Here is an 8960-nt window from a genome sequence, read left to right as displayed (position 1 = left end):
CATCCCAATCCAGACAGAGAGAGCGCCTCAGGCCTCAGACAAATGCGCTCAGGAAGTCCTGCAGGTGCCGGCGCTCCTGACTCGTGGAGGCCTCGGCCTGCGGCAGGCTCCCGCCGCACTCGTGACAGGTGGGCACCGACGTCGGCGATGCCGGGTGTGAGGGCCCGGTCGAGCCAGCCCCACACACACATACAGGCGGCATCTCCAGCGAATCCCGCTGACCGCCCTGCACCTTCACGTTGTCGAGCCGCATGGTCTTCATCCCTCATCCCTTGGGAGTTTGCTGCTGGCCGTCCTCATCCCCGGAACCGCAAGGACGGCGCCTCTTCTTGCCAACGGGAAATCCGCGCGCCAGGGAAAACGAACGAGCACCCCTGCTCTATCGTTCCCAGGAGACGTCGTACTCGCTGTCGAGCATCCCCGTGGGACGGCCGCTCACATTCACGCCCTTGGCACCTGCCCCCTCCAACACGCCCTGCAGCAACCCCTTGGTGTACGCAGGAGGCAGGAAGTCTCGCTGGGAGCTGAAGAGCCCGGTGCGCTCCTGGACGGACCAGGCCACGCGCCGCTCGCCGAAGCTGACCACCGTGCGGTAGCTGGCGGGGAACTGGCTGAGCACCCGCCGCGGGTTCTTGTCCGTCAGCAGCAGCATCGTCTTGCCTGGACCCGAGGCCAGGAAGTCCCGGGCCGCCTGCGCACCCATGCGCCTGAGCACTCCGGCCGGCCCACCCGCACGGGGGCCCACCAGACGGATCACCTCGAGGGACATGTGCAGCAAATCCACGACGGGGTAATTGAAGAAGTCGATGAAGCGCTTCTCGCCCATGACTTGCTGGCAGCGGTCCGCGGTCTCGCTCCCACCGAGTGCGCGTGCGACTTCCAGCGCCCCGTTGAAGAACATCCCGCGTGCCGTATCCGTGGGGCTGGCCATAGCCATCCGATGGCGGAGCTGTCGCTCCACGTCCAGGTCCATCACCGGCTTTGTCGACTCGAGGTGTGCGTGCATGGGAGTGACCGGAGAGGGACCTGATGGAGGAAGGCCGCGAACCGCTGCCGTCGTCTTCCATGAGCAGGATCCGGGCCATGTCTCGATGGCTGGGAAAACAAGGGGTTGGCTCGGAGGCTTGCTTTCAGCAGTGAAGCCTCCTTGCCTGGAGGGCAGCAGCCGAGACGTGAAATTTCAATGAGCTGAGGCCATACTTCATTTTTGAAGCGTGAAGATTCACGAATGAAGCGACCCCTCGACACGTCGTTTGCCGATCGCAGCCCGCGCAAGCCCCTGTACGTGCAGGTGGTGACGCAGCCGGCGTTGCACGGGTGCTGGTCGGTCAACATCAGCGAGACGGGGATTGGCCTGGTGGCCACGCCGCGGGGCGGGGCGACGGAGGGGCCGCGCGAGGGGGAAGAGATCGACATGGCGTTCTCGCTGCCGGACTCGCATGCGCGCATCCGAGTGCGCGGCGAGGTGCGGTGGCGGCACGACACGGAGGGCGCCGAGGGCGGCACGGTGACGGCGCTGGGCGTGGCCTTCCAGATCTTCGAGGGCTCGGACCGCGTCACGCTGGTGCGCTACCTGCTGGAGAGCGCGCTGCACGTGGCGGTGGCGTACGCGACGGACTCGCAGATGCGCACCATCCGCACAGCGCTGGATGGGCACGCGCGGCTGGGCTTCGCGCAGACGCCGGCGGAGGTGCACTCGCTGCTGGCGCGCGGGGACGTGGCGGTGCTGCTGGTGGCGGGCTGGGACGAGGTGCAGGCGCTGTCGCTGGTGGAGCAGCTGGGCGCGCGGCGCATGGCCGAGGTGGATGACACGGGCGCCGCCCCACCCAGCGACATGGCTGCTCGCATCGTCCATTGCGCTCCCGCGGCGCCGGAGCGGCTGCTCGGGCTGTTCAACTCGGGCAGCCTCTTTCGCACGCTGGGCCCTTCGTTCGAGGTGCAGGAGGTGCGGCAGGCCGTGCTGGATGCGGGGCGCGAGCACGGCGTGCGCACGGAGCAGCGGCGCATGGGCCTGGAGCTCGAGCGCAACCTGCTGCGCGAGCGCGCGTTGATGAGCGGGGCCGCCGGCGCTCCGAGCCCCGCGACGGGTGACGGCCCCGGGTTCTCCAGCTCGGCGATGCAGCGGGTGCTGGAGCTGGTGCGCGTGGCGGCGCCACACCGGGTGGCGGTGCTGCTGCAGGGTGAGACGGGCACGGGCAAGGAGGTGCTGGCGCGCATCATCCACCGGCTGAGCGGGCGCGGGGACGTACCGCTGGTGGTGCAGGACTGCGGCGCGCTCACCGAGACGCTGCTGGAGAGCGAGCTGTTCGGCCATGTGAAGGGGGCCTTCACCGGCGCGGTGGCGGACCACCCGGGCCTGTTCGTGCTAGCCGATGGCGGCACCATCTTCCTGGATGAAATCGAGAACACCACGCCCAACCTCCAGATCAAGCTGCTGCGCGTGCTGGAGGGCGGAGATGTGAGGCCGGTGGGAGGCACGCAGGTGCGCCACGTGGATGTGCGCGTGGTGGCCGCGAGCAACCGGGACCTGGCCCAGGAGGTGCGCGCCGGACGGTTCCGGGCGGACCTGTTCTACCGGCTCAACAGCTTCACCATCGATCTTCCCCCGCTGCGTGAGCGGCCGGAGGACGTGCTCTCGCTGGCGCGGCACTTCCTGGAGCTCTTCAACCGGGCGCTGAAGCGCTCGGCGAGTGGGATCGCCGCGGAGGCGGAGGAGGCGCTGCTGTCATACGCGTGGCCAGGCAACGCCCGCGAGCTGCGCAACGTGATGGAGCGCGCGGTGCTGCTGTCCCAGCCGGGGGAGATGGTGACGCGGCGGCTGCTCCCCCCGGCGCTGGTGGGCGCGCGCCCGGGGAGCACGATGTCGGGGGGCTCGCTGAAGGCCCGCATGGAGCAGGTGGAGCGGGACCTCATCCGCGAGGCGCTGGAGCAGAATGGTGGCGTGCTGCGGCGCGCGGCGGTGACGCTGGGCATGGACCCTGTCACCCTGGGACGCAGGGCTCGCCGCCATGGACTCTGGAAGGGCGGCTGAGGCTCCCGCACGGGCTCACGGGTCCAGGACGCAGCCACTGCGCTCGTCCACGTAGCGCGAGCGGGCTCCCCACAGGAGCAGCGCCGAGGTCTCCACCACCTTCTTCTCCCTGTCGATGGTGAGGTGCGCCACGGACGGGTTGGCCTTCACGAAGGCGCGGCAGAACTCATCCTCCCGCTCCATCACGAAGAGGCATGTGCACGCGTCCTTCGCGGTGTAGACCGTCACGAGCTCCAGGTCGTTGTTGTCGTACGTCCGCCAGCCACCGCTCTCGCAGGCAGACAGCGCTGGCAGCAGGGCCCCGAGCAGCACCACGAGCAGGGTCCGCTTCATGGCGTTCCCTCCACCAGCGCGATGGCGCGGGCGAGGAAGGTGTTCAGCTTGAAGGCCTTCTCCCGATCATCCGACACGCGCACCACCACCATGTCCAGCGAGGGGATGATGGTGACGGACTGCCCCCAGTGCCCGCGCATGGCGTAGGCGTCCTCGGGGACATCCAGCCAGGGCTTCTCGTCCTGGAGGCCCGGCACCCGGCGGTTGAGCCAGAGCTGCCGGCCCTGCACATCCCCCGGATCCCAGTCCACGCGCTTGTGCTTCAGGGGCTCGGAGACAGCCACCGAGTCGGCCACCCACCCCTCGGGGAACAGGCGGTGGCCCTCCCAGCAACCGTCATTGAGGAAGAGGAAGCCCAGCTTCGCCCAGTCGCGTGGCGTGGCATGCAGCAGCGAGGAGCCCACCAGCGTGCCCTTGGCATCCCGCTCGAGCACCATGCTGCGCGCGCCTACCGGCTCCAGCAGCAGCTTCCACTCCCACCCGTCGCCGAAGCGGGGCTTCATCGCCGCGCCCACCACCCCCGCCAGCAGCGTGGTGTCCCCCGAGGAGTACTCCCAGCTCGTGCCTGGCTTGTCTCTCAGCGCGTGCGAGGTGATGAAGCCCACCATGTCCCGCCGCCCCTCGCCGTAGAGCATGGCCAGGACCGAGGACGTCTGGAGCGAGTCGTTCTCGTAGCCCTCCTTCCAGTCCAGCCCCGAGCCGAACTCGAGCAGGTTGCGCACGGTGATGGCGCACGCGACCTCGTTCGTCGCCTTCACGTGCTTGCAGATGGAGTCGTCCAGTGACAGCGCGCCCCGCGCCACCGCCAGCGCCGTGAGCGCGTTGGTCACGCTCTTGGACATGGACCAGCCCAGGTGCCGATGCTCCGCCTTGAAGCCGCGCGCGTAGCGCTCGTACACCAGGCGCCCCCGGTGGATGATCACCACCGCGTCCGTGCGCACCCCCTTGCGCTCCTCGTCCTTGCCGACCCTCGTGAAGGCGTACTCCTCGAAGGCCTGGAGCGCGGGCTCACGCCCGGCCGGCAGCGTCGCCTTGCGCCAGTCCTGCGTCGGCCACGCGTCGCGCTCCGGGCACGCCGCGGCCGCGAGCCCTGGCACCCCGAGCAGTGCGGCGATCAGCGCCAGCACGCCTCGGATCCGGCTCATGACGCGGACCTCCTCTCAGGAGAAGAGCCCGAGGCAGCCGAGGGCCGTGCCACCCAGGTCACCCCCGTGGCCAGCACGGCTGCCTCCACCAGCGTCAGCACCGTCGCTTCCCCGAGCTTCCGCGCGGAAGCGCCTGCCCACACCGCGCCTCCCAGCAGGAGCACCTGGACTCCGAGGGCCACGCCTACCGTCCGCCCCCAGCGCATGCGCCCAGGCGCGAACCGCTGGCCCACCCAGGCCTCCGCGCCCACCACACACAGCGGAGGCACCACCGCGACGATGAGCAGCGCCGGCAGCGCCGCCAGCACCGTCTTGGAGGACAGCGAGCCCACCCACACGCCCGCCAGCAGCGATACCGGCACCACCACCACCGCCATGGCCCCGTTCACGACCCACCGCCAAGCCCACCTTCTTGGAGACCGTCGCTCCAGCCTGTCCGAGGGCTTGGCGGGTGAAGAACTCAACACTCCGGTGCGTTGCGGCGAGGACATGGTTCGCCGTCTTACCATCCGCGTGGAACTCCTGCCTCAGCCGCTTTCCGCGAGAAGCCCGTCCATGTCACACTCCTCGTGCGCGGCCCACGTGCGGTGGAGAAGATTGGCCCCCCCCCTCGAATGTGGAACCGCGCCCCGTTGGCTGGGGGGGAGAGCTGTGCAGATCGATCTCATGTTGCGGCGCTGGCATCCGCTGGTGCGTCTCGCGCTGTTCGCTGCGCTGTATTCCGGCCTGGCCTGGGTGGCACGGGAGATCTCCGTTCCCTCGATGCAGGTCTCTCCTGTCTGGCTCCCGAGCGGCCTCGTCCTCTTCGCGCTGCTGGTGACCCGCACGCGGCACTGGCCTGCGGTGGCGCTCACCGCCATCTCGATAGGCTTCTTCATCCACCACGAGGAGCGGAGCGGATGGCTCACCTTCATGGTCTCCGTCTGTGGCGCCCTCGAGGGGCTGCTCGGTGCCTTCCTCCTGCGCCGCTTCGTCGGGCATCGCATCGACCTGCACCGCGTACGCGACGTCATCGGGCTGGTGACGCTGGCGGCCGGGCTCAGCGCCTTGCTGACCTCGCTGCTGTCCGTGGGCGTCATCGTCGGCCTGGGGTCGGCCACCTGGGAGCAGTACTGGCAGATGTGGGAGGTGTTCTGGATCGGCGATGGCCTGGGCGTGCTCGTCATCACGCCGCTGCTGCTCACCTGGCTGCATGGCTTGAAGGACTGGGCCCCTCGGCGCCGCTGGGAGCTGGGAGCGCTGGTGCTCGTGCTGATCCTGGTCGCGCATGCCATCTTCCGCAGCGAGTTCTCGGAGCAGTGGACCTTCCACCCGCTCATCTATCTGGCCTTCCCCTTCATGCTCTGGGCCGCCCTGCGCTTCGAGGCCCATGGCACCACCCTCGCCACCCTCATCCTCTCAGCCGTCGCCATCTGGCACACCGAGCACGACAGAGGCCCCTTCGCCAGGCCAGAGCCCCCCGCTGTGGCGAGCCACGCCCAGCCCTCGGGCCTCGAGTCCCACCTCGAGAACCCGCAGGGCATCAGCCAGAGCATCTTCCTGCTGCAGTCGTTCCTCGGGGCCATCAGCATCTCCGGCCTGCTGCTGGCCGCCGCGCTCGGTGAGCGGCGCCGCGCCCAGCTCAAGGTGTCCGCGCTCAACCTGGAGCTGCGCCAATCCCTGGAGATGCTGGCCCGGACGCAGTCAGAGCTCGTGGCGCGCGAACGGATGGCGGCGCTCGGCGAGCTGGCCGCCACCATGGCCCATGAGGTGCGCAACCCCCTGGGAGCAATTGCCAACTGCGTCTCCGCGCTGCGCCATGTGCCCGGCCGGCGCCTGGAGACCCAGGACGAGTCGCTGCTCGAGATCATCATCGAGGAGGTTCAGCGCCTGGACGAGCTCGTCCGAGGGCTGCTGGACTTCGCGCGGCCGGTGCAGCCTCAGCCCCGTCCCGAGCCGCTCGAGTCGGTGGTGGAGGGAGCGCTCTCCGCGGCGCTGCGAGCCCAGACCAGCGGCGCCCAGGTCACCGTGCAGCGCGAGGTGGCGCCGGACCTGCCTCCCGCGCTGGTGGACGTGCAGCTGCTGCACGTGGCCCTGTCCAACCTCTTCAACAACGCCCTCCAGGCCATGCCCAAGGGGGGGGACCTCAATGTGCGCATCGAGCGCGAGGAGAGCCCAGGCTCCCCGCGGCTGCGGCTCTCCATCTCCGACTCCGGCCAAGGAATGACTCCGGAGATCCAGAAGCGCATCTTCGAGCCCTTCTTCACCACGCGGGCCACGGGCACCGGGCTGGGGCTCCCCATCGTCCGCCGCATCGTGGAGGGCCACTCGGGAGAGGTGGAGGTGAGCAGCACCGAGGGACAGGGCACCACCTTCACCGTGCGGCTGCCGTGCGCGGACCTGCCCCACAGCCACCTCGTGGCCCTCTGAGCCGCGGCACGTAGCGCGGACGCACCTCTGCGAACCACACCCGCCTGGGAAGGGTTAGAAGGGAATGTCGTCGTCGGTGTGCGGGGGCGGCTCGTTCTCATCCATCCGCGTGGCGGAGCTGCCTCGCTCCTCGTCCCCGCCACCTCCTCCACGCTGGCGGGAGATCTCCGCCTCAATGGACGCCAGCAGCGCGCGCTCCTTGTCATGCCAGCGCGCCTTGCCCGGGTCCGCCAGGGAGCGCCGCGCGCCGTTGGCGTAGTACTCCAGATCCTGCAGGGTAGCGCCGCGGATGGGGCCACCCTTGCTGCGACCGTAGTTGGGGAACGTCGGCACCTCGCCCGCGCTGGCGGAAGCCCCGCCCACTGACGACCGACGGGGCGCCGGAGCGGCCGCCTCCGGAGTACCTCCGATGAAGAGCTCGCCCATGCGCAGCGTGAAGCCGTCTTCCTGCCTGACGGCGGTCCCCACGCGCACCTGCTCCACCTGCCCGTCGGGGCGCTGCACTGCCACGTAGACCGGATAGCCTTGCTCACTCATGCCGCCCGAATCCCATCCCCCGGCAGGTCTGTCAACGGCCGTGTGACCTGTCATGTAGGGAATCCTCGGCTCACTCCCTGCTCAGTGCAGGGAGACCATCCCCGCGCCACCCTTCTTGCGCACCCACGCCTTGGGCTTGGGCGGCTCGCGAGGCGCGGCCGGCGCGGGCTGGCGCGCCCCCCCGGCGGCACGGCCACGAGGCAGCTTCATGTCCCGCGCAGACTGGGGCGTGGCATCATCCACCCAGTCCTTCGGGCGGCGGCCCGTCCGGACCAGCAGGCGCAGCTTCTGGTAGTGCGCCGAGCAGTAGCCCTTCGAGCGGCTGGGCTTCTTGCAGCCGATCACCGCACAGAGCTGGGACGAGGAGGCCGCGGGCGCTGCCTTGGCTTTCGAGGCCTGAGCCGCCGCCGGAGTCCGCGCAGGGGGAGCGGCGCGCTGAGGGGTTACGTGCGCCTGAGCATGCCGCATCACCACCTGCCTGCCGCGCTCACCGAGCAGAGGCGCCAGCCGCCCTGTCACGTCACGCACCGACTGGAGCGATGCCAGGCCTCGCTCCAACTGGCCGATGGACCTCTGGAGCGGAGCGAGCCGGTTTCCCAGCTCGCGCCGAATCATCTCTCGAAGGGCTTTCTCTAAGGACATGTGGCGCCACATATACACCTGCGGGGCTGCCACCGTGTGAATCCCTTCACAGCCGGGTAAAAAAAGAGCCCCGGGGTTTCCCCCAGGGCCCGTGTGCTTCGAATCAGCCCCACGCTACCGGGCGCGGGCGCTCAGCTTGAAACGCCGGGTGCGACGCCGGGAGCGCGGAACCACCCACGCCACCCAGAGCACCAGCAACGCTGGAATGAACAGTTGAAGCATGGCCATCCCCCCTGTTGAATCCACACCCGCCAGACAGGACAGGTGCCCCTCCGTGTTTCTGAAATGAGCGGACACCGCCGCCGAGTCCTCCGAGGCACATGTCCTCGTGACCCACGCTCTACCTGTCAGCTCTGACACTGCCTCTGCGCGGGGGGCGTCAGCCCTCTCCGTGCACTGCTGGCTGCGCCCGATCGGCCTCCGACACGGACTTGCCGGCGGCCTCCACGGGGCGCAGCTGTTGGACCTTCACTTCTACGGCTGGGGCGGGAGCCGTGGCCGGTGTCGCCAACGCGCGCACCACCGCCACCGCCACCCACAACGCCAGCGCCGCCGGAACGAACAGATGACCCATGACCATCCCCCTGGATGATGACCGCCGACCCCTGACGAGCACCCCGCCCGTTTCCTGAAACGAACCAGGGCCGGCCCTATTTCAGTCACGCCAATGTACGACGCCGGTCTGACATTCCGTCCCACCCCGCACGTTCCGCGCGTTTGGTGCGGCGTCCGGCTCGCGCTTGCGGCATGGTGCGCTCCACTCAGGGGTCAGAAGAGGAACTCCCACTCATGACGACCGACGCGCTGGATACGAAGTCCATCAACACGCTCCGCACCCTGGCGATGGATGCGGTGGAGAAGGC

Annotated in this window: 10 protein-coding genes; 2 read left to right on the top strand and 8 right to left on the bottom strand. The window is 69.4% G+C overall.

Annotation, left to right across the window (positions count from 1 at the left end; all coding sequences use genetic code 11):
- Positions 1 to 34 precede the first annotated feature (34 nt).
- Both VD972_RS17840 and VD972_RS17835 read right to left on the bottom strand, forming a co-directional pair.
- The gene (locus VD972_RS17840; protein ID WP_324988589.1) at positions 35 to 262 is read right to left on the bottom strand and encodes a hypothetical protein; all 228 of its coding nucleotides are present in this window, start codon (positions 260 to 262) and stop codon (positions 35 to 37) included.
- Positions 263 to 379: 117 nt separating this feature from the next.
- Positions 380 to 1006: a DUF2378 family protein gene (locus VD972_RS17835; RefSeq protein ID WP_324988587.1), complete on the bottom strand. Its 627-nt coding sequence runs from the start codon at positions 1004 to 1006 to the stop codon at positions 380 to 382.
- 222 nt (positions 1007 to 1228) lie between these two features.
- Here VD972_RS17835 and VD972_RS17830 point away from each other — a divergent pair, with 222 nt between their 5' ends.
- Positions 1229 to 3031: a sigma 54-interacting transcriptional regulator gene (locus tag VD972_RS17830; RefSeq protein WP_324988585.1), complete on the top strand. Its 1803-nt coding sequence runs from the start codon at positions 1229 to 1231 to the stop codon at positions 3029 to 3031.
- A gap of 15 nt (positions 3032 to 3046) precedes the next feature.
- On the opposite strand, the gene VD972_RS17825 is transcribed toward VD972_RS17830, so the two are convergent.
- From VD972_RS17825 to VD972_RS17815, 3 genes are read right to left on the bottom strand one after another with little or no spacing between them, the layout of a single operon-like run.
- Entirely contained in the window at positions 3047 to 3364 is a 318-nt protein-coding gene (locus VD972_RS17825) for a hypothetical protein (protein WP_324988583.1), read from the bottom strand.
- Positions 3361 to 4509 (bottom strand): serine hydrolase, encoded by a 1149-nt coding sequence (locus VD972_RS17820; protein ID WP_324988581.1) that lies wholly within the window; start codon positions 4507 to 4509, stop codon positions 3361 to 3363. Before VD972_RS17820 ends, VD972_RS17825 begins: the two co-directional genes overlap by 4 nt.
- The gene (locus tag VD972_RS17815; RefSeq protein ID WP_324988579.1) at positions 4506 to 4898 is read right to left on the bottom strand and encodes a hypothetical protein; all 393 of its coding nucleotides are present in this window, start codon (positions 4896 to 4898) and stop codon (positions 4506 to 4508) included. Before VD972_RS17815 ends, VD972_RS17820 begins: the two co-directional genes overlap by 4 nt.
- A 262-nt stretch (positions 4899 to 5160) precedes the next feature.
- Between VD972_RS17815 and VD972_RS17810 the strand changes: the two genes are divergently transcribed.
- Positions 5161 to 6918 carry an MASE1 domain-containing protein gene (locus VD972_RS17810; protein WP_324988577.1) on the top strand — a complete coding sequence of 586 codons (1758 nt, stop codon included), beginning with the start codon at positions 5161 to 5163 and terminating at the stop codon, positions 6916 to 6918.
- 54 nt (positions 6919 to 6972) lie between these two features.
- Here the strand turns inward: VD972_RS17810 and VD972_RS17805 are convergent, their stop codons facing one another.
- From VD972_RS17805 to VD972_RS17795, 3 genes are all read right to left on the bottom strand, one after another.
- Positions 6973 to 7455, bottom strand: a complete 483-nt coding sequence (locus tag VD972_RS17805; RefSeq protein ID WP_324988575.1) for a hypothetical protein — start codon at positions 7453 to 7455, stop codon at positions 6973 to 6975.
- A gap of 81 nt (positions 7456 to 7536) precedes the next feature.
- On the bottom strand, positions 7537 to 8070 hold the full coding sequence (locus VD972_RS17800) for a cell wall protein (RefSeq protein ID WP_324988573.1): 534 nt from the start codon (positions 8068 to 8070) through the stop codon (positions 7537 to 7539).
- A gap of 406 nt (positions 8071 to 8476) precedes the next feature.
- Entirely contained in the window at positions 8477 to 8671 is a 195-nt protein-coding gene (locus tag VD972_RS17795) for a hypothetical protein (RefSeq protein WP_324988571.1), read from the bottom strand.
- Positions 8672 to 8960 lie beyond the last annotated feature (289 nt).

The sequence above is a fragment of the Hyalangium sp. genome, assembly GCF_035629615.1.
Classification (GTDB): Bacteria; Myxococcota; Myxococcia; order Myxococcales; family Myxococcaceae; genus Hyalangium.
Note: the sequence above shows the minus strand (reverse complement) of the source record. Positions and strands in the feature narration are given on the sequence as shown.

Coding starts and splice junctions, on each gene's coding strand:
- VD972_RS17840 (WP_324988589.1), bottom strand. CDS start 262: ATGAAGACCATGCGGCTCGACAACGTGAAGGTGCAGGGCGGTCAGCGG.
- VD972_RS17835 (WP_324988587.1), bottom strand. CDS start 1,006: ATGCACGCACACCTCGAGTCGACAAAGCCGGTGATGGACCTGGACGTG.
- VD972_RS17830 (WP_324988585.1), top strand. CDS start 1,229: ATGAAGCGACCCCTCGACACGTCGTTTGCCGATCGCAGCCCGCGCAAG.
- VD972_RS17825 (WP_324988583.1), bottom strand. CDS start 3,364: ATGAAGCGGACCCTGCTCGTGGTGCTGCTCGGGGCCCTGCTGCCAGCG.
- VD972_RS17820 (WP_324988581.1), bottom strand. CDS start 4,509: ATGAGCCGGATCCGAGGCGTGCTGGCGCTGATCGCCGCACTGCTCGGG.
- VD972_RS17805 (WP_324988575.1), bottom strand. CDS start 7,455: ATGAGTGAGCAAGGCTATCCGGTCTACGTGGCAGTGCAGCGCCCCGAC.
- VD972_RS17800 (WP_324988573.1), bottom strand. CDS start 8,070: ATGATTCGGCGCGAGCTGGGAAACCGGCTCGCTCCGCTCCAGAGGTCC.
- VD972_RS17795 (WP_324988571.1), bottom strand. CDS start 8,671: ATGGGTCATCTGTTCGTTCCGGCGGCGCTGGCGTTGTGGGTGGCGGTG.